At 74.1% G+C, this 17,523-nt stretch carries 14 protein-coding genes, 2 tRNA genes and 1 pseudogene; 11 read left to right on the top strand and 6 right to left on the bottom strand.

The features are described from left to right. Positions 1-259: 259 nt before the first annotated feature. Positions 260-332, bottom strand: a tRNA-Arg gene (locus BMZ30_RS08775). 508 nt (positions 333-840) lie between these two features. Here BMZ30_RS08775 and BMZ30_RS13535 point away from each other — a divergent pair. Next, positions 841-5,004 (top strand): hypothetical protein, encoded by a 4,164-nt coding sequence (locus tag BMZ30_RS13535; RefSeq protein ID WP_143073159.1) that lies wholly within the window; start codon positions 841-843, stop codon positions 5,002-5,004. Then, complete coding sequence (locus BMZ30_RS08765; protein WP_093377551.1) at positions 5,001-5,231, top strand: hypothetical protein; 231 nt, start codon at positions 5,001-5,003, stop codon at positions 5,229-5,231. Before BMZ30_RS13535 ends, BMZ30_RS08765 begins: the two co-directional genes overlap by 4 nt. A gap of 28 nt (positions 5,232-5,259) precedes the next feature. Here the strand turns inward: BMZ30_RS08765 and BMZ30_RS08760 are convergent, their stop codons facing one another. The 3 genes from BMZ30_RS08760 to BMZ30_RS08750 form a co-directional block, all read right to left on the bottom strand. Beyond that, positions 5,260-5,904: a maleylpyruvate isomerase family mycothiol-dependent enzyme gene (locus BMZ30_RS08760; RefSeq protein WP_093377548.1), complete on the bottom strand. Its 645-nt coding sequence runs from the start codon at positions 5,902-5,904 to the stop codon at positions 5,260-5,262. Positions 5,905-5,998: 94 nt separating this feature from the next. Further along, positions 5,999-6,409: a large conductance mechanosensitive channel protein MscL gene (mscL, locus tag BMZ30_RS08755; RefSeq protein ID WP_229828786.1), complete on the bottom strand. Its 411-nt coding sequence runs from the start codon at positions 6,407-6,409 to the stop codon at positions 5,999-6,001. 38 nt (positions 6,410-6,447) lie between these two features. Further along, positions 6,448-7,161, bottom strand: a complete 714-nt coding sequence (locus tag BMZ30_RS08750; protein WP_093377546.1) for a CpaB family protein — start codon at positions 7,159-7,161, stop codon at positions 6,448-6,450. On the opposite strand from BMZ30_RS08750, the gene BMZ30_RS14035 reads away from it, so the two are divergent. Continuing rightward, complete coding sequence (locus BMZ30_RS14035; protein WP_373296874.1) at positions 7,144-7,542, top strand: hypothetical protein; 399 nt, start codon at positions 7,144-7,146, stop codon at positions 7,540-7,542. The genes BMZ30_RS08750 and BMZ30_RS14035 overlap by 18 nt on opposite strands. Positions 7,543-7,556: 14 nt before the next feature. Here BMZ30_RS14035 and BMZ30_RS14030 read toward each other — a convergent pair. After that, positions 7,557-7,697, bottom strand: a pseudogene (locus tag BMZ30_RS14030) (FmdB family zinc ribbon protein); the annotation flags it as partial. Between the two features lie 125 nt (positions 7,698-7,822). Here BMZ30_RS14030 and BMZ30_RS08740 point away from each other — a divergent pair. Next, a complete protein-coding gene (locus BMZ30_RS08740; protein ID WP_229828788.1) occupies positions 7,823-10,522 on the top strand; it encodes a penicillin acylase family protein in 2,700 nt (899 codons plus the stop codon). Positions 10,523-10,537: 15 nt separating this feature from the next. On the opposite strand, the gene BMZ30_RS08735 is transcribed toward BMZ30_RS08740, so the two are convergent. Then, entirely contained in the window at positions 10,538-11,173 is a 636-nt protein-coding gene (locus tag BMZ30_RS08735; RefSeq protein ID WP_093377541.1) for a 5-formyltetrahydrofolate cyclo-ligase, read from the bottom strand. A gap of 73 nt (positions 11,174-11,246) precedes the next feature. Here BMZ30_RS08735 and BMZ30_RS08730 point away from each other — a divergent pair, with 73 nt between their 5' ends. The 7 genes from BMZ30_RS08730 to BMZ30_RS08700 all read left to right on the top strand — a co-directional run bounded on the left by BMZ30_RS08730 (position 11,247) and on the right by BMZ30_RS08700 (position 17,465). Then, positions 11,247-12,167: a UTP--glucose-1-phosphate uridylyltransferase gene (locus BMZ30_RS08730; RefSeq protein ID WP_093377538.1), complete on the top strand. Its 921-nt coding sequence runs from the start codon at positions 11,247-11,249 to the stop codon at positions 12,165-12,167. A gap of 7 nt (positions 12,168-12,174) precedes the next feature. Further along, complete coding sequence (locus BMZ30_RS08725; RefSeq protein ID WP_093377536.1) at positions 12,175-13,401, top strand: molybdopterin molybdotransferase MoeA; 1,227 nt, start codon at positions 12,175-12,177, stop codon at positions 13,399-13,401. Continuing rightward, positions 13,398-14,012: a GNAT family N-acetyltransferase gene (locus BMZ30_RS08720; protein ID WP_093377533.1), complete on the top strand. Its 615-nt coding sequence runs from the start codon at positions 13,398-13,400 to the stop codon at positions 14,010-14,012. Before BMZ30_RS08725 ends, BMZ30_RS08720 begins: the two co-directional genes overlap by 4 nt. 97 nt (positions 14,013-14,109) lie before the next feature. Next, positions 14,110-15,321 carry a hypothetical protein gene (locus BMZ30_RS08715; protein WP_143073158.1) on the top strand — a complete coding sequence of 404 codons (1,212 nt, stop codon included), beginning with the start codon at positions 14,110-14,112 and terminating at the stop codon, positions 15,319-15,321. An 82-nt stretch (positions 15,322-15,403) separates the two neighbouring features. After that, positions 15,404-15,476, top strand: a tRNA-Ala gene (locus BMZ30_RS08710). A gap of 100 nt (positions 15,477-15,576) precedes the next feature. Next, on the top strand, positions 15,577-16,269 hold the full coding sequence (locus BMZ30_RS08705; RefSeq protein ID WP_093377528.1) for a DUF6226 family protein: 693 nt from the start codon (positions 15,577-15,579) through the stop codon (positions 16,267-16,269). Next, a complete protein-coding gene (locus BMZ30_RS08700) occupies positions 16,266-17,465 on the top strand; it encodes an FAD-dependent monooxygenase (RefSeq protein WP_177191327.1) in 1,200 nt (399 codons plus the stop codon). Before BMZ30_RS08705 ends, BMZ30_RS08700 begins: the two co-directional genes overlap by 4 nt. Positions 17,466-17,523 lie beyond the last annotated feature (58 nt).

Raw genomic sequence — 17,523 nt, 5'->3', positions numbered from 1 at the left:
TTCGCTGAGAGAGCGTCGCCCGCCCGCTGCGGACGAGCGGCGACCTGCGACCGGCGTTGGCATCGAGGGGATCTGCGTCAGGGGGTCCCCTCGATGCCGTCAGCAGAGCGCGCGCCAGAGGTTGCGCGTTCATCGCGAACGAGGGTGTGGTCGGGGTCTGGAGCCACCGGTCTCGAGCAGGCTCCGGGCGATGTCGTTGGTCCCGGCGACGACGACGCCTGCGGCGGCGCCATGGCCGCTGACCTGCAAAAACGCACTGTGCGCCTGGGCAGATTCGAACTGCCGACACCCGCTTTAGGAGAGCGGTGCTCTATCCCCTGAGCTACAGACGCGTGGCCTGCGTCGCGGGCTCCCGCGGGGGACGTGTGCGGGCGCGATCAGGCGGGACGAGCCTACCTGTCCGCACGGGCGGACCCCAACGCCCCCGCGAACCCGTGCCGGTGTGGCCCCAACCGGGTGAAAAGCGCCCCGACCAGCAAACCCGCCACCGGCCCAAACCTGCGGCCCCGCAACCCCCTGACCAGCCCCGGTGTCACGAGTGCCGACCCGCCACGATCGTTATCGCGCAACCCTCCGTTCAGCGCGTTGACACCCGTTAGTTGAACATGCAAACTAATCCACGACGGCGCGTACCGCCTGCCCCCTGCGCGGTGCGCGTCGTCCTTCATTCTCCGCCTCCGGCGCCGCCCTCCACGAGGACCGAAGCCCGTCGAGGCCCCGCGTGACCACACCGCGAGCACGGCCCCACCCGGCCTGTATGAGAGCAGCACAAGCCGCAGAACTCTGCGGCTTCGGCGCGCCGCAGGCGCATCGTCGGAACGTTCCAGTTAGCGTTCTAGGGTGAACGCCGCAGCCCCCACCCCCCACCCGGACGCGGACCACCCCACGGGCGGGACCACCCCGCCGACGATCGTCGAGCCGCTGACCACCGCCCAGCTGGTCGCCCGCGCCGTCGGCTCCTGGCGTGCCGCCCTCGCGGCCCGCGCCGGAGGCTCCTCCCTGGCCGACGTCACCCTGCTCGGCGACGCCGTCCTCGACCTCTCGGCCGCCCACCCCTCGGGCGTCGCCCAGCTCTTCGCCGGCCGCCCCACCCAGCTCGCCAACCTCTTCCGCGAGGGCTCCTCCCTGCCCACCGCGCGCCGCCGCGCCCGCGCCGTCGGCATCCGCGCCAAGGAGCACGCCGAGCGCTTTGGCATCGCCCCCACCTACCTCGCGATCGGCATCGCCACCTGGACCGAGGACGCCGTCACCTCCGAGGGCTCGGGTGACCTCGCGGCGCTGGCCCGCGTCACCGGCGCCGCCCCCGCCGACCAGCCATACGACGACGACGCCCCCGCCCCGCGCGAGCGCCGCACCGTCCGCGCGCCGGTCCTGCTGCGGCCCATCCGCCTGCAGCCGCGGGGGAGCGGGGAGAGCGACTACGAGCTCACCCTCGAGACCACCGCCGAGCTCAACCCCGTCCTGTCCCGCGCCCTGCGCTCCCGCGGCGCACTGCTCGACCCCGTCGCCCTGGCCAAGAGCGCGTTCGACTCCGGCGGCTTCGACCCCCGCGCCGTCACCGAGCGCGTGCACGCCCTGGGCACGGCCGTCCTCGCGGACTTCGAGCTCGTCGAGAAGCTCGTCGTCGGCACCTTCGTCCACCCCGGCCAGGCCCTCGTCGACGACCTCGACGAGCTCGCCGGCCTCGAGCACAACGAGCTCGTCGCCGCCCTCGCCAACCCCGACGCCACCGACCCCGTCTCCGAGCTCCCGCCCCTGCGCCTGGGCGACGAGGACCCCTCGGACGAGCGCGGCGTCGGCGACCTCGACCCGTCCGCCCGGCACCTGCTCGACGCCGTCGCGTCCGGCGCCCACGTGTTCGTCGACGCCCCCGCCGGGTCCGACGTCGCGGGCACCGTCTCCGCGCTCGTCGCCGACGCCGCCGCGTCCGGGCGCACCGTGCTCTACGTCCCGGGACACCGCCGCGCGGCCGAGCAGGTCATCGCCCGCATGGACGAGCTCGGCATGGGCGAGCTGCTCCTCGACATCGAGCCCGAGCCCACCTGGCGCGCGAGCGTGTCGGGGCGCCTCCTGGCCGCCATGACGCTCGAGGCCCCGCACGTCGACCGCGCCCGGATCGGCCGCGTCCGCGCCGACCTCATCGACACCCGCCGCCGCCTCGCCGGCTACATCGACGCCCTGCACCTGGTGCGCGACCCGTGGGGTGTGTCCGCCTACGACGCCCTCCAGGCCCTCGCGCGCCTGACCGCCGAGCGCCCGAGCCCCGCCACCGAGGTCCGCCTGCCCGCGCAGGTCACCGCGCGCCTCGACGCCGACGCCCGTGCGGAGGCCGCCGACTGCATGACCCGCGCCGCCGCGCTCGGCGCCTTCAGCCTCCGGGCCACCGCGACCCCCTGGTTCAACGCGAGCCTCGTCACCGCCGACGCCGCCCGCGACGCCCACGGCCGCACCGAACGCCTGTCCGGCGACCTGTTGCCGCGCCTGCGCGAGCAGGTGCAGCGCGTGTGCGCCGACACCGGCCTGACGGAGCCCGCGAACCTGCGCACCTGGGGCAAGGAGCTCCAGATGCTCGCCGGCATGCGCGGCACCCTCGACGTCTTCCAGCCGATGATCTTCGAGCGCACCGCCGCCGACCTCGTCGCCGCGACCGGCACCCGCCAGTACCGCGCCCTGCACGCCCCCACCATGGGCCGCATGCAGCGCCGCCGCCTGGCCAAGCAGGCCAAGGACATGCTCCGCCCCGGCTCCCGCGTCCCGGACCTGCACGCCGCGCTCGTCGAGGTCCAGGCCCAGCGCCAGGTGTGGACCCAGCACTGCCCCGGCGGCGGCTGGCCCCGCCTGCCCGAGGGCCTCGCCGCCATCGAGGGCACCTACGCCGACGTCGTCGCGAACCTCGACAAGCTCGCCCCCGTCCTGGCCACGACGCCCGACGGCGGGGACCTCCTCGACGCGAACCTCGACGACCTCCAGGCGCGCCTCGAGCGCCTCACCGACGACCGCGAGGCCCTCGACACCCTGCCCGAGCGCACCGCGCTGCTCGCCGACCTCCGCACCCAAGGCCTCGCCGAGCTCCTCGACGACCTCGCCCACCGCCGCGTCGACACCGGCCTCGTGGGCGCCGAGCTCGACCTCGCCTGGTGGTCGTCGGTGTTCGAGCAGATCCTCGGCCAGGACCCCGCGCTCGCCACGTACGACGGCGCGAGCCTCGAGAACCTCGCCGCGAAGTTCCGCGAGCTCGACACCGAGCACGTGCGCTCCCTCGGCGGCCCTGCGCTGGCCTCAGCGATCGGCTTCCTCACCCGCGCCATGCGCGCCTACCCCGACGACACCGAGACGCTGTTCGCGACCCTCATCGAGGGCCACTTCACGTCGCTGCGCGAGACGATCGACGCCTACCCGGCCATCGCGCGCCGCCTGCGCCCCGCCGTGATCGCGACCCCGACGCTCGTGCCGCACCTGCTGCCCGCGAGCCGCACGGTCGACGTCGTCGTCCTCGACTCGGTGCAGCACCTGTCCCTCGACGTGCTCGTGCCCGCGATCGCCCGCGGCCGCCAGGTCGTCGTCATCGGCGACGCCCGCTGCGCCTCGGGTGACGCGGTGCGCGAGCTCAGCCGCGTGCTGCCCACGGTCGCCCTCCGCGCCCAGGTCAGCTCTCGTGACCAGCAGTTCGTTGACTTCCTCGTCCGCCACGGCTACCAGGACGTCCTGCGCCCGACGCCGCTCCCGCGCTCCCGCGAGCTGATCGGCTTCGAGACCGTGCACGGCACCGGCATGCCCGACCAGACCACGGGCACGGTCCTGACGACGCAGGCCGAGGTCGAGCGCGTCGTCGACCTCGCCATCCACCACGCCCTCACGCGCCCCGAGGAGTCGCTCGCGATCATCGCGCTGTCCGGCGTGCACGCCGACCGCATCCGCGAGGCCCTGCTCAGCGAGGTCCGGCACAACCCGGCCCTGGCCCGGTTCTTCGACCCCGCCCGCCACGAGCCCGTCGTCATCGCGGACCTCGGCGCGGTCGCGGGCCTCAGCCGCGAGGCAGTCATCCTGTCCCTCGGGTTCGGCCGCACCCCGCACGGGCGCGTGCTGCACCGGTTCGGCGTCGTCGGCGAGGACTCCGGCCAGGCCCTGCTGCTCGACGCCCTCGGCGTCTCCCGCGCCCGCCTGACCGTCGTGTCCTGCTTCACCGCCGAGGACCTCGACCCCGAGCGCCTGCGGGCGCCGGGCCCCCAGCTGCTCGCCGACCTCCTCGAGTTCGCCGAGCGCCGCGCCGCCGAGGGCCCGGTCGGCCAGTACGAGGGCATCGAGACCGAGCTCAACCCCGACCGCCTTGTCATCGACCTCGCCGAGCGTCTCTGGGCCGCGGGCCTGCTCGTCGAGACCGACTACGGCATCACCGGCGGCGACCGCATCCCGCTCGTCGTCGGCCACCCCGACCTGCCGGACCGCATGCTCGTGGCCGTCCTGACCGACGACGACGCGTACATCGCCGAGAAGTCCGTGCGCGTGCGCGACCGCCAGCACGCCGAGCGCCTCGAGTCTCTCGGGTGGACGGTCGTGCAGGTGTGGTCCGCCGCCGCGTTCCTCGACCCCGTCAAGGAAGCCAACCGCGTGCGGCAGGTCGTCCTCGACCTCGCCGAGCGCATCCGCGCCGAGGAGCGCACCGCCCCCGCGGTCGTGCCGTTCGACGCGATGGAGGACTCCGGCGAGCACCCGGTCGTCGGGCCGGACGGGCTGCCGCGGTACGCCTCGCCGGTCGTGGCCGCCGTCGACGCCGAGGTCGCTGCGTCGCGCCCCGCGCGCCCGGCGATCGAGCCCGGCCTCCCGATTAGCGCCTACGGCGACAACGAGCTCGACGAGCTCGCCGCGTGGATCCGCTCCGACGGCATCGAGCGCGACGCCGAGCAGCTCGCCGGCGCCCTGCGCGCGGAGCTGGGCGTCGTGCGCCGCAGCACCCGCGTCGACACCGCGGTGCGCGCGGCCGTCCGCCGCGTCCTCGGCCTGTGACCGAGCCCGACGACGGACGCTCGCCCGAGGAGGGAGCCTCGCCCGAGGAGAGCGCGGCACCCCGGCGGAAGCACCGGCGCGTGGTGCGGCCCGGTCCGGAGCAGGCGAGCGTGAGCGGGCTGAGCGCCGACGAGCGCGGCGACGGCTGGTCCGAGGCGCCGGACAGCTCCCGCGACGCCGAGTTCCTCCGCGACGTCCCGCCGCACTGGGGGACCAAGGGTTCCTGAGCCGAGCCTGTGCTTTGGGGCCGCGGACCTACCCGGTGGCGTCGAGCAGGCGCGCAGCGCCGCGGCCGGTGAGCCGTTCGGTCGGCACGGGCCGTCCGGACACCGCGAGCAGCAGGTCGATCCCGGCGCCCTCGACGACGTCGGCGCCCGCCTCGCCCCACGCCTGACCCGTGCTCGAGTCCACCATGCGCAGCCCCGCCGCTCGCTCCCGCCCGCCGCCGAACGAGACCGGCGTGCGCAGCTGATAGGCGAGCGCGTCGGCGACCGCCCCCGCCGGGTAGGTGCCGGCCACGCCGAGCGGCCGGCGGATGTCCTCGCCGTGCACGAACGCCTCGACCAGCCGCGTCGCCAGGTTGGCGGGCGGCGTTCGCGTGAGGGAGACGACGGCGTCGAGCGTGCGCACGGTGTCCTGGGGGTCGGTGCGCTTCTCGCGTGCGACCCCGGTGTCGTTGGCGCGGTCGAAGTTGAAGCGCGCCCGCAGCAGCTCGCGGACGAACATCAGCCGGCCGGTGCGGGCGGTGTCGACCACGTGCGCGAGCACGTCGTGCACGTCCCAACCTGGGCACAGCGACGGCGTGCGCCACTGCGCGATCGGCAGGTCGAGCAGATCTGCGACGAGCCGGCGGCGCTCGGCGTGCACGATCGGCCAGACGTCGTTCGCTGCAGGTGTCACGCGTGCCTCCGACGTCGGCGGTCGCGCCCCCCGGCGCCCCAGACGACAGTACGGGCCCCACCGCGGGTGCGGAAGGGCCCGTACTGACGACGGATCAGACGGTGGGGCGGTTCTTCAGCAGGTCGCGGATCTCCTGGAGCAGCAGGACGTCCTCGGCCGTGGCCGCGGGCTCCTCGACCTTGCCGCGGTTGCGGCGCTCGGCGAGCTTGTTGATCGGCAGCACCACGAAGAAGTAGATGGCGGCGGCGGTGAACAGGAACGTGATGAGCGCGTTCAGCACCACGCCGGGGTAGAAGTCGGCGTTGTTGATCGTGAACTGGAGGACGCCGCCGAGGCTGACCTCCCCGAACAGTGCGGCGATGAGCGGCGTCAGCAGCCCTTCGACGATCGCCTTGACGACCTCAGCGAAGGCAGCGCCAATGACGAACGCCACAGCCAGCTCGATGACGTTGCCGCGCATGATGAAGTTCTTGAAGCCCTGGAGGATGTCTTTCATCGTGATCATGTCCTGTTCGCCCGGTGGTGAAGTTCGGTCGATAGGGATCATTCCACGGTTGCGGGCTTCAGGATCGCTCCGACGTACCCGGATCTCGCGACCGACGTGATCGCGCGCGCCTCGGCGGGGGACACCGCCACGAGGATCACTGGCGCCGCGGGCTCCGCGGAGCCGCCGAGCAGCCCGCCGTCGACCATCGCCTCGGGCGACGTCCACGGCAGCACCAAAGCGTCGCGCGCGAGCACGACGGCGTCGCCCTCGGGGTCGGGAGGGCCGCCGTCGGCCCACGGCTCGGGCACGAGGACGAGGTCGACGCGCTGGCCGGGGCCGAGCAGCCCGAGCACGGCGTCGTCGGCGAGGCGGACGGGGGTGAGGACCGTCCCCGGGGGTGCGGCCCGGGCGGCGTCGGAGGTCGCCACCATCCCGGGCACCAGCACCGTGCCTGCGGGCAGCGCGATGGACGCGGGCCCGTCGGCGGACTCGAGGTCCGTGAGCGCGCCGTCGGGCACGGCGTCCGCGGCAACCTCCGTCAGGGAGAGGTGCCCCTCGAGCGGCACCCCGGCAGCGACGTCGTCGGACACCACGACCACGCGGCGCTGCGGCGGGGGAGCGGGGCGCAGCTCGCCCACCACGACCGCTGCCGCAAGACCGAGGCACGCGGCCGCCAGCACGTGCCGGGACCGCCACGCCCACCAGCGCACGCGCGCCCGCAGCGCGGCGCGAGGGACGGTGCGGCGGTCAGGGTGGGCAGCGGTCGGCATGGGGCGACCGTAGGTAAGGCCACGGACCGCGACCGGCGTCGACGCGCGACCTGTGGACGGACCGTCGAGCAGCGCGCCCTGGGGAGGGCGCACGAGGGGAGATCAGGCGACGAGCGCTACGCGGCGCTGCCGCCGCCAGACGACGAGGACCCGGAGGAGGAAGACCCAGACGAGGACCCCGAGGAGGACGAGCCGGACGACGAGCCCGAGGACGACGAGCCCGACCCCGACGACGAGGACGAGCCGGAGGTCGAGCCGCCCGCGCCGCTGGAGGAGGACGAGCTTGAGGAGTCGCTCGAGGACCCGCCCGACGTCGTCGAACCGCCGGACTTGCTGGACCCGGTCGTCGAGGTCGTCTTGGACCGCGAGTCCGTGCGGTAGAAACCGGACCCCTTGAAGGTCACGCCGACGCTCGAGAAGACCTTGCGCAGGCGCCCCTGGCACTGCGGGCACGTCGTCAGCGCGTCGTCCGAGAACGCCTGGCGGATGTCGAAGGCGTGGTCGCACTCCGTGCACGTGTAGGCATAGGTGGGCATGGTGGTTCTCCTTGGCTCACGCTGCGGGTCGCGTCGCGTGGTCTAGCACTCGGCAATTCCGAGTGCTAATCATACGCAACCCGCATCAGTGCCCCGCGCCAGGGACCACCGGCTACCCTCGACCTGTGTCCAGACGCCGCACCGTGCTCCGCCGATCCCTCATCGCCCTCGCCAGTCTCCTGGTGCTGGTCGTCGTCGGCGTGACCGTGGCGGGCGTGATGATCGTCCGCAAGCCGTTCCCGCAGGCCGACGGCGAGGTCGGCCTCCCCGGGCTGCGCGCCGAGGTCAGCGTGCAGCGCGACGCCCAGGGCGTCCCGCACATCTACGCCCAGACGTCCGCGGACCTGTTCCGCGCGCAAGGCTACGTGCACGCCCAGGACCGGTTCTTCGAGATGGACTACCGCCGGCACGTCACCGCCGGGCGGCTCTCCGAGCTCGTCGGCAACAATCCCGACGCCATCTCCGCGGACCGCGTGATCCGCACGTTCGGCTGGCGCAAGGTCGCCGAGCAGGAGTGGGACCTGATCACCCAGGAGTCCCGCGACCACCTCACCGCGTACGCGCAGGGCGTCAACGCCTACCTCGAGTCGCGCAGCACGAGCGACCTCGGTCTCGAGTACACGGTGCTCGGCGTCCAGGTGGACGTCGCAGACCCCGAGCCGTGGGACCCGATCGACTCGCTCGCGTGGCTCAAGGCCATGGCCTGGGACTTGCGCGGCAACTACGACGACGAGCTCGACCGCGCCCTGGTCTACTCCACGGTCGGTGACGTCGCCAAGGTCGAGGAGCTCTTCCCGCCCTACGCAGACGCGGGCAACGCCCCCATCCTCGACAGTGCTGCGCTCGACGGCGGCGCGACTGCCGGCACGAGCGTCGGCGGCGGCTTCTCCGCGGGCGGCCCGCTCCCGGAACCGGCCACCTCGCGTGGCGGGCTCGCGTCGCCCGACGCGCTCACCCCGCCCGGCCCGGTCGTCCCCGCGGACGGCCCCTCCGTCGACGCCCCCGCGGCCGCGGCCGCGATCTCGGCCGCGCACCGCGTGCTCGACGCCGTCCCCCACACGGTCGCGCAGGGCGAGGGCACCGGCTCCAACTCGTGGGTCGTCTCCGGCGCGCACACGGCGACCGGCAAGCCGATGCTCGCCAACGACCCGCACCTGGCGCTGTCCGCCCCGAGCATCTGGTCGCAGGTCGGGCTGCACTGCACGGAGATCACCACCGAGTGCCAGTTCGACGTCTCCGGCTTCTCGTTCTCTGGCTTCCCCGGCGTGGTGATCGGCCACAACGCCGACCTCGCCTGGGGCCTGACGAACCTTGGCGCCGACGTCACCGACTTCTTCGTCGAGGCGATCCGCGAGGACCAGTACCTCTACGACGGCGAGTGGCTGCCCATCACGGTGCGTTCCGAGGTCGTGCGGATCAACGGCGGCCAGGACCTCACCGTCGAGATCCGCGAGACCGTCCACGGCCCCCTCGTCTCCTCCGAGCTCGGCGAGACCGTCGCGGCCCTGCGCACCCCCACCGAGGACGCCCCGCGGGGCACCGGCTACGGTGTCGCGCTGTCCTGGACCGCCCTCACGCCGGGCCGCACCGCCGACGCCGTCTTCGCGCTCAACCGCGCGGCGAACGCCGCCGACGTCGCCGCGGCCGCCGCGCTGTTCGAGGTGCCGTCGCAGAACATCGTCTTCGCGACGACGTCGGGCGACATCGGCTACCAGGCGCCGGGCAAGATCCCCGTGCGCGGGGACGTCGACGGCCCGGTCCCGTCCGACGGCTCGTGGCCCCGCCCGGGCTGGGACTCCGCCTACGACTGGCAGGGGTTCGTCGAGCCGGCGGACATGCCCGCCGCGCTCAACCCGCCCGAGGGCTTTATCGTCGCCGCGAACCAGGCCGTCCTCGAGGCCGGCGAGGAGCCCTTCCTCACCACCGACTGGGACTACGGGTACCGCTCGCAGCGCATCCGGGCCCTGCTCGAGGGCCAGATCGCCGCGGGCACCCCGCTGACGGTCGACTCGATGGCCGCCATGCAGGCCGACGACTGGAGCCCCTACGCGGACCTCCTCCTGCCCGCGCTCCTCGACCAGGACCTCGACGACGAGTTCGCCGCGGAGGGCCAGGAGCTCCTGCGCACCTGGGACGAGACCACCGGCAGGGACTCCGCCGGCGCCGCGTACTTCAACGCCGTCTGGGGCAACCTCCTGCAGGCCACCTTCTGGGACGACCTGCCCGAGCTCGTCTGGCCGGACGGCGGCAGCACGTGGCTGACCGTCGTCGCCGCCCTGCTCGACGACCCCACGTCCCCGTGGTGGGACGACCGCACGACCGTCAACGTCGTCGAGACCCGCGACGAGATCCTCGGGCGCGCCCTCGTCGACGCCCGCCTCGACCTGACCCGGACCCTCGGCAAGGACCCCGCCCACTGGGAGTGGGGCCGCCTGCACCGCCTCGAGCTCGAGCACCCGGTGCTCGGCGGCGACTCCATCCCTGCGCCCGTGCGCGCCCTGGTGAACCCGCGGCCCGTCGGGATGCCGGGTGGCTCGTCGATCGTCAACGCGACCGCCTGGGACGCGAGCACCTGGGACGCGACCAACCAGTCCCGGTCGTTCGCCGTCACCGCGGGCCCGTCGATGCGCATGATGGTGGACCTCGCGGACCTCGACGCGTCCCGCTGGGTCGTCGTCTCCGGCACGTCCGGGCACCCGGGACACCCGCACTACGCGGACCAGCTGGGTACGTGGGCCGACGGCGAGAACTACCCCTGGGCGTTCACGCGCGCCGCGGTCGACGCCGCCGCGAAGGACACGCTGACGCTGCGACCCACGGAGTAGGCGGGCCGCGGTCCGTCAGACCAGCGGCAGGGTGTGCCAGTCCTCGGTGGTCGCGACCGCGTCGATCGCGACGTCGTGCGCCTCGCGGGGCAGCGGCCGGTCGGCCGCGTAGAGCTCCTCGGGGAACACGAGCCCGACGACGAACGCGTCGGGGCGCCGGAACGTCAGCGCGCGGTCGTACCAGCCGCCGCCCTGGCCGAGCCGGATGCCACGGGAGTCGACGGCGAGCGCAGGCGAGATCACGACGGTCGCCCGCTCGAGCGCCTCGGGTCCCATCGCCGCCGTGCTCGGCTCCGGCGGTCGCCCCGGGGCGCGCTCGAGGAGGTCGTCGGCGCCGGCGTACGACGCCCAGCCGCGCTCGAGACCCGCACCCAGGACCGGCAGCAGGATCTCCGCGCCCCGCGCCGCCAGGCGCTCGAGCAGCACCGTGGTGCTCGGCTCGTACGGGCGCGCGGCGTACGCGGCGAGGCAGGTCGCCTCAGCCACCTCGGGGATCGACTCCAGCACGTCCGCGAACCGGTGCGCCGCCTCCTCGCGCAGGCGCGGCGACCGCGCGTGCCGGGCCGTGCGGATCGCCGAGCGGAGAGCGTTCTTGGCGTCCTCCACCTCGAGTCCGTGGACGATCGGATACGGCTGCGCGGCGCTGCTCATGCGGACAGTCTCTCAAATTCTCGCGACCGACCCTCCGAGGGCGCGCGGTGGCGGCCCCGGCTAGGCTCCCGACATGGTCACGAAAGCTGTCATCCCCGCCGCGGGTCTGGGCACCCGCTTCCTGCCTGCCACGAAGAGCACGCCCAAGGAGATGCTCCCCGTCGTGGACAAGCCGGCCATCCAGTACGTCGTCGAGGAGTCCGTCGCCGCGGGCCTGCACGACGTCCTGATGATCACCGGGCGCTCCAAGCGGGCGCTCGAGGACCACTTCGACGGCGTCCCCGAGCTCGAGGCTAACCTCGAGGCCAAGGGCGACGAGGCGCGGCTCGCGAGCGTCCGGGAGGCCAGCGACCTCGCCGACGTGCACTTTGTCCGCCAGGGCGAGCCGCTCGGGCTCGGCCACGCCGTGCTGCGCGCCAAGAAGCACGTGGGCGCCGAGACCTTCGCCGTGCTGCTCGGCGACGACCTCATCGACGCCCGTGACCCCATCCTGCCGACCATGATCGCCGTCGCGGAGCAGACTGGTGGGTCCGTCGTCGCGCTCCTCGAGGTCGACCCCGCGACGATCTCCATGTACGGGTGCGCCGCCGTCGAACCCGTCGACGCGTCCCTGGCCGCCACCGCGGGCGCGGCCGAGGGCGACGTCGTGCGCCTGACCGAGCTCGTGGAGAAGCCGGCACCCGAGGACGCACCCAGCAACCTCGCGATCATCGGCCGGTACGTGCTCAACCCGGCGGTGTTCGAGGTGCTCGAGCGCACCGCGCCCGGGAGGGGCGGCGAGATCCAGCTCACCGACGCCCTCCAGGAGCTCGCGGGCATGCCGGCCGACCAGGGCGGCGGCGTGTACGGCGTCGTGTTCCGCGGGCGCCGGTACGACACGGGCGACCGCCTCGACTACCTCAAGGCCGTCGTCCAGCTGGCCTCCGAGCGCGAGGACCTGGGCCCCGACTTCCGTGACTGGCTGACCGGATATGTAGGTACGCTGCACGGGTGATGTGCCAGTGAAGTCCGTCCAGAGCCACCTGTCCGAGGCGCTCGCGGCCGTCAAGCCGGTCCCCCCGCTCGACGTCGTGCTCGCCGACGCGGCCGGGTGCATCCTCGCGGAGGACCTCGTCGTCACCGCCGACGTGCCCGCCCGGGCGGTCGCGGCGTGCGACGGCTATGCGGTGCACGCGGACGAGACGTACGCCGCGGGACCCGCGACGCCGCTGCACATGCCGGTCGTGCACGACGTCTGGTCGGGCTCCGACGAGCCGCTGCGCCTCGTGGCCGGGCAGAGCATCCGCGTCAGTTCGGGGGCGACGCTGCCCCTGGGCGCGGACGCCGTGCTCCCGCTTGACCACACCGACCGCGGTTCCGCCCAGGTGCGCGTGCTGCGACCGGTCCGGCCCGGAACCAACATCCGCCCCCCGGGCGTCGACGCTCGCGCCGGCGAGGTTCCGCTCCCCGCCGGGCTGCGGCTCGGCGCGCGCCAGATCTCCCTCGCGGCAGCCCTCGGGCGCAACCGCGTGCGGGTCCACCCGCGCCCGCGCGTCGTGATCGTCCCCGTGGGCGACGAGCTCGTGGAGCCGGGGCACCGCGGCGGCGGCGTGTTCAACGCCAACGGCCAGGCCCTCGCCATCGCGATCGCCGACGCCGGGGCCATCGCGATCCCCGTCGCCGCGGTCTCCGACGACCGAGCGACGCTCCGCGAGATGCTCGAGGACCAGCTGGTGCGTGCCGACCTGGTGATCACCACCGGGGGCCTCTCGGAGGGCACGCACGACACCCTCAAGGACGTCCTCGGCCCGCTGGGGACCGTGCGGTTCGACCACGTGGCCATGTCTCCCGGGCTGCGGCAAGGTTTCGGCGTCGTCGGCCCCGAGGAGGACGCGGTGCCGATCTTCTCGCTGCCCGGGCACCCGGTGGCCGCGCAGATCTCCTTCGAGGTGTTCGTGCGGCCCGCGCTGCGCGCCATGGCCGGCCACACCGAGCTGTTCCGCGCGTCCGTGCCCGCCTACGCCAACTCGGCGTGGACGAGCCCCGCCGGCAAGCGTGAGTTCGTCCCCGCGCGCCTGACCGGCAGCCCCGACGACGGCTACCTCGTCACGCCCGTCGCGGACCCGGCCTCGCTGCACCAGCTGTCGCTGTCCGCGCTCGCCGGCGCGAACGCGCTCGCCGTGATCGGCGAGGACCAGACCGACGTCCAGCTCGGTTCCCGCGTGCACTGCCTGGTGCTCGAGGGATGATCGGCTGGCCGGTCGAGCTCCGGGACGACACGGTGTTCGGCCCGGTCGTCCTGCGCCCGCTGCGCCGCACCGACGGGCGCGCGTGGGCCCGGCTGCGCGCCACCAACCGCGACTGGCTCGAGCCGTGGGAGGCCACCACCCCCCTGGGGCACGTGCAGGCCCCGCCGACCTTCCACGGGTATGTGCGCTCGCTGACGGCGCAGGCCCGCGCGGGCAGCGCCCTGCCGTTCGCGATCGAGCACAACGACGAGCTCGTGGGGCAGCTCACGGTCTCCGGCATCATGTACGGCTCGGCGTGCTCGGCGAGCCTCGGGTACTGGGTCAGCCAGCACGTCGCGGGCCGGGGGATCGTCCCGACCGCGGTCGCGCTCGCGATCGACCACTGCTTCGCCGAGGTCGGGCTGCACCGGATGGAGATCAACATCCGGCCGGAGAACGCGGCGTCGCTGCGCGTCGTGGCGAAGCTCGGGTTGCGCGACGAGGGCGTGCGCGAGCGCTACCTGCACATCCAGGGCCAGTGGTGCGACCACCGCACGTTCGCCGTGACCACCGAGGACGTCCCCGACGGCCTGCTGGCCCGCTGGCAGCGCACCCGCGAGGCGATGCAGTAGCGCGGGACCGCCGAGCCGCGCGGGGTAAATCACACCCGTGTAAGACACGCCGCGCGCGTCCCCGGAACCGCGGCGCGCCTCGCTTACCGTCAGTGGCGTGGAACCGTTCGCTGGTATGGGTGTGCTGGCGCTCGCGGGTCTGTGGGGCATGTACCTCGTGCCGCACGGCCTCAAGCACCGCTCCCAGCTTCTCCAGTCCCGCACCGATGACCGGTTCTCCGGGTCGCTGCGGGTCCTCGCCGTCGCTGCCGACTCGCAGCGGCGTCAGGTCGAGGCACCCCGAGCGATCGGACCGGCACGGGCAGTTCCGCTGCTGACCGCCCCGATGGCCACGGTCACCAGCACGGAGATGGAAGGAGCACGGACGATGGACCAGCCTGCTGCACCCCGCCCGGCCACGTCGAGCGCGCGCCCGGCACCGTCCGCGACGCCGTCGGCGAGCATCGCTGAGCGCCGCGCCGCGGCCGCGCGTCGTCGTCTCGTGCTGACCCTCACGCTCCTCGGTCTGGCCGCGATCGCCTGGTCCGCCGTGCCCGCCTTCAGCCTGTCCCTGATCGTCCCCGGCGTCGTCACCGCCCTGTTGGGCGCCGTCCTCGTCCTCGGTCGCCGCGCCGCGATCTCCGCGCAGCGCGACCAGGCCGAGCAGCGGGCCGCGCGCCGTGCCCCGTCGGCACGCACCACCGCCCCGGCCTCCGCGGGTGAGCGTCCGACGTCGTCCGCCCGCGTCGTGCGGGGCGCTCCCGGTGCGCGCGTCGCGGCCGGGCACGCCCACCGCATTACCGGGCACGCCGTGCACGCCAGCCAGACGAACACCCGCATGATCTCCTCCGACGAGGTCCGTCGCCAGATGGCGGCCGAGGCCGAGGCCGACCGCGCCAACGGCGTGATCGTCGACGGCGACGTCGCGGCGATGACCGAGCAGGTCCGCGCGTCGGTCCCGACGCCGGTGGTCGGCGAAGGTGAGGCTGCGGCGGACGCTTCGGGCGTCGTCGAGAAGCCTGCGGTCGAGCCCAGCATCGAGAAGAGCGCTGGCCAGAAGGTTGGTGCGGAGAAGGCCGCCGTGGCGTCGCCCGGGGGCGAGCTCGCCGGCTTCTCGCTGCCGCGCCCGACGTACACGATGAAGCCCGCGGCCCCGCGCCGCGAGGTCGCCCCGCTCGAGGACGCCGACGTCACGACGCCCATGACGGCGCGCTCCGCGGAGACCACCGCGCCCGTCGACGAGCAGGCCGCCGAGGCCTCGACGTCGACCGAGGGCCTGGGGCTCAACCTGAACCAGATTCTCGCCCGCCGCCGCGCGTCGGGACAGTAGGCGTCGCCCGCGATCGGCGGCCGCCCCCGACACGCGGTGTGCGAACCGCTCCGCAGGGGTGCTAATCTAGGGACCGCTTCACGGGGCTATGGCGCAGTTGGTAGCGCGCTTCGTTCGCATCGAAGAGGTCAGGAGTTCGAATCTCCTTAGCTCCACCCAGAAGCCCGAAGGCCCCCGTCCACGACGGGGGCCTTCGGCGTTCCCGGGCTCGACCGGGGGATTCCCCGCTCGGACACGCCCCGCTACTCTCGGGCCATGCCGCCCTACGTGCGTCCCCTGATCGCCGACGTCGTCGTGCGCGGCGACGACGGGCAGGCGATCCCGTACGGGGACCGCTGGAGCGACGGACCTCCCGACGACACCTACTCCGTCACCTCCCACCTGGAACGCTTCGCGCCGCTGCACACGGTCGCGGACGCGCTGATCGCCCACCTCGTCGCGACCTACGACGTCGAGGTGTCCGAGGGGCCGGAGGTGGCAGCGGCTGTGGTGGCGGAGCGCGCGGTCGAGCGAGGCAGCGCGCCGGTGGCTCAGCCAGACGAGGACTTCCTCGTGCGCGTCGTGCGGTTGGTGCCGCGGGGGGTTCACGGAGCGCCGCTGGCCTTCGTCTTCACGAACTTCCCCGGGGTGCTGCTCCGCGCGGGGCTGATGCAAGAGTTTGGGTTCCCGAGCTGTGGCTGCGACGCGTGCGACGAGACCTGGGAGGGTGGTGCCGAAGACCTGGAGGGCACCGTTCTTGCGATCGTCGCCGGCATGTACCGCGAGTTCGTGCAGCTGATCCCGAGCCTGTGGTTCGGCTACGAGCTCGAGACGGCCGATGGCGGGAGCTGGCGGAGCAGCGGGCGATGGAACGACCGCGCCCTCGCAGGCCGCGCGGGAGCGGTGCGCATGGCCAAGGCGCTGCGCGAGCCGTGGGAGCCGTGGCCGCTCCGGGCGGAGCGCCCGTGACCCTCGAGCGCACCGCCGTCGTCGTCGGGGGTGGGATAGGAGGGCTCACGGCCGCCGTCGCGCTGTTCCGGGCTGGCTGGCGCGTGACGGTGCTCGAGCAGGCGCCCCGGTTCGCGGAGGTCGGTGCCGGTATCGCCCTGACGGCCAACGGTCTGGCCGCGCTCGATCACCTCGGCCTCGGGGACGCGGCCCGGGCCGCGGGCTGGCGCGTGCACCTCGACGGCACCATGGACCATCGCGGCCGCTGGCTGCTGCGCACGCCGCGGCAGTCCGGGCGCCTCGGGGAGGTGTACGGGATCTACCGTCCGGAGCTGCACCGCGTGCTGCGCGAGGCGGCCGCCAAGGGGGCCGAGCTGCGCACGGATGCGCGCGTCGTCGGGATCGAGCCCGGCGTCCCCGGGCAGCCCGGCGGTCACGCGAGCGTCCTCCTGGCACGGCCCGACGGCGCCGGCGAGCCCGAGCGGCTGGCGGCGGACCTCGTCGTCGGCGCGGACGGGCTGCGCAGCGTCGTGCGGTCCGCCGTCGACCCGCCCGCCACGCTGCGGTACTGCGGCATGTCCGCGTGGCGAGGCATCGTGCACGAGCCCGGGATCGTGCACGACAGCTTCGTGGTGCGCTGGGGTCCGGGCGCGGAGATGGGCGCTGTGCGGCTCGATGCCGAGCGCGTCTACTGGTACGGCTTCGCGGCCTCGGACGAGGGCGTCCGGTGGTCCGACGAGCAGGGCGCGGCGCTCGCGCGGTTCGCCGACTGGGCCGAGCCCGCCCGGACGCTGATCGCACGCACGAGACCCGAGGACGTGATCCGGCACGACGTCTACTCGGTGCAGCCGCTGCGCACCTACGTCGCGGAACATGTGGTGCTCGTGGGCGACGCCGCGCACGCGATGCTCCCGACCATGGGCCAGGGCGCGAACTCCTCGATCGAGGACGGCGTCACGCTGGGGATCTTCCTCGGGTCCGACGGCGCGCGGTCCTCGGGCGACCCGGTCGGCTCCGCGCTCGAGCGGTACGACCGCGCACGCCGGTCGCGGACGCAGACGATCGCGCGGCGGTCGCTGATGGCCGCGCGGTTCGGTGCCGGTCTCGAGGGGCGCCTCGCCGTCGGCGCGCGGAACCTGGTGGTGCGGTCCGTGCCTGGAGCGCTCGCGGCGCGGGGGACCGGGGCCGTGCTGCGGTGGGCACCGCCCGCCCCCTGAAGGCCACGCGGGAACGTCGACGACAACGCGTCAGAAAAGCCTCCCGCTGTGTCGGTGC

It is taken from the genome of Flavimobilis marinus, assembly GCF_900113055.1.
Taxonomy (GTDB): domain Bacteria; phylum Actinomycetota; class Actinomycetes; order Actinomycetales; family Cellulomonadaceae; genus Flavimobilis; species Flavimobilis marinus.
This window is presented reverse-complemented; position numbering and strand designations above follow the sequence as displayed.

What these genes read in the sequence shown, in the direction of transcription:
- mscL (WP_229828786.1), bottom strand. Translation starts at nt 6,409, where the DNA reads ATGATCACGATGAAAGACATCCTCCAGGGCTTCAAGAACTTCATCATG.
- BMZ30_RS08720 (WP_093377533.1), top strand. Translation starts at nt 13,398, where the DNA reads ATGATCGGCTGGCCGGTCGAGCTCCGGGACGACACGGTGTTCGGCCCG.
- BMZ30_RS08735 (WP_093377541.1), bottom strand. Translation starts at nt 11,173, where the DNA reads ATGAGCAGCGCCGCGCAGCCGTATCCGATCGTCCACGGACTCGAGGTG.
- BMZ30_RS08730 (WP_093377538.1), top strand. Translation starts at nt 11,247, where the DNA reads ATGGTCACGAAAGCTGTCATCCCCGCCGCGGGTCTGGGCACCCGCTTC.
- BMZ30_RS08705 (WP_093377528.1), top strand. Translation starts at nt 15,577, where the DNA reads ATGCCGCCCTACGTGCGTCCCCTGATCGCCGACGTCGTCGTGCGCGGC.
- BMZ30_RS08750 (WP_093377546.1), bottom strand. Translation starts at nt 7,161, where the DNA reads ATGCCGACCGCTGCCCACCCTGACCGCCGCACCGTCCCTCGCGCCGCG.